Genomic DNA, 1,306 nt, shown 5'->3' with positions numbered 1-1,306 from the left:
CAAGGCGATACTGTCGCACGACGTCACCCCGGTATGGGTGCCGTCCCCCGAGATCGAGGGGCTCAGGGACCTCGCCGGGGCCCACGACGCCGCGACCGCGAGGCTCGCGGCGGCGAAGCTGTGTTTCGTCAAGAGGGCTTGAGCAAAAAGAGCATCGTAAATTGAGCAGCCTGAGCATCGGAAGCGCGCACGCTTTTTGAGCGGCTAGCCCTCCTGCATGAGGGCATGGCGGACGCGGTAGGACTCGCCGCGGAACTGGACGAGCCTCCCGTGGTGGACGATCCGGTCGATCACGGCGGCGGCCATCTGGTCGTCCCCGAACACCGACCCCCACCTGCTGAACTCCAGGTTCGTGGTGATCACCACCGACTGCCTCTCGTATGCGTCGGCGAAGACCTGGAAGAGCAGCCTCGCCCCGTCCGCGTCGAGCGGGAGAAACCCGAGCTCGTCGATGACGAGCAGGCGGGCCTTGCCGATGAGCGCGGCCTCCCGGTCGAGCCTCCCGTCGTCGCGGGCGCGCCTCAGGCGCATCACGAGCGACGACGCCGTGAAGAAGCGCGCCTCGAGCCTCCTCTCGCACGCCAGCGCGCAGAGGGCCGACGCCATGTGCGTCTTGCCGGTGCCGACGTCGCCCATGAGCACGAGGTCCTCCCTGCGCTCGACGAAGTCGAGCGCGAGCAGCGACTCGCGCCCCATGCCCTCCGGCCACGACACGGCCGACCAGTCGTAGCCGTCGAAGGTCTTGGGCGCCGGCAGCGCGCAGCGCCTGAGCAGCGTCGCGCGCTTCGAGGCCTCGCGGCTGGACCTCTCCGCCTCGAGGTAGCCCGCCAGGTACTCCACCTGCTTCGGGGTGCCGAGCCTCGACCACTCCTCCAGGACGGCGGTGGTGAGCGAGCACGAACGCCCGGCCTCCACGACCCTGCGGGCCAGCTCCTCGCTAGCTGCCATCGGCGACCGCCCCCTTCAGGAACCCGTCGTAGACCGACAGGTCGGCCCCGCCGGCCCCGCCGCCGCCCCCCGCGATGCGCCTCGCCAGCACGTCGACCGTGGCGTCGTCGGGGACGCGGCCGCCCTCGACGACCCTGAGCGCCGCCTCGCAGGCCGCCTCGAAACCCGAGGACTCGCTCGCCCGGCCGATCGACCTGAGCGTGCGCCTCCTGCCGGCGGGGTCCATCCGGTCGATCCCCTCGACGAGCCCCGGCGGCATGTCGCGCCTGATCGTCGACTCCCCGTGGATTGGCTACACTGATGTGGACAGTTCCGGGAGGGGCGCAGGAGACGGGAGGGCCGTATATGAGGGACCCCA

General features: G+C 70.8%; 2 protein-coding genes. Both read right to left on the bottom strand.

The genetic code is table 11. The features are described 5' to 3' along the window. Nucleotides 1-204: 204 nt before the first annotated feature. The gene (istB, locus tag ACESUZ_RS10065; protein ID WP_117786959.1) at nt 205-948 is read right to left on the bottom strand and encodes an IS21-like element helper ATPase IstB; all 744 of its coding nucleotides are present in this window, start codon (nt 946-948) and stop codon (nt 205-207) included. After that, nucleotides 938-1,207 (bottom strand): hypothetical protein, encoded by a 270-nt coding sequence (locus tag ACESUZ_RS10060; RefSeq protein WP_373199915.1) that lies wholly within the window; start codon nt 1,205-1,207, stop codon nt 938-940. The genes istB and ACESUZ_RS10060 overlap by 11 nt, the downstream gene beginning before the upstream one ends. Nucleotides 1,208-1,306: the final 99 nt, after the last annotated feature.

The sequence above is a fragment of the Collinsella aerofaciens ATCC 25986 genome (assembly GCF_964239575.1).
GTDB lineage: Bacteria > Actinomycetota > Coriobacteriia > Coriobacteriales > Coriobacteriaceae > Collinsella > Collinsella aerofaciens_BQ.
This window is presented reverse-complemented; position numbering and strand designations above follow the sequence as displayed.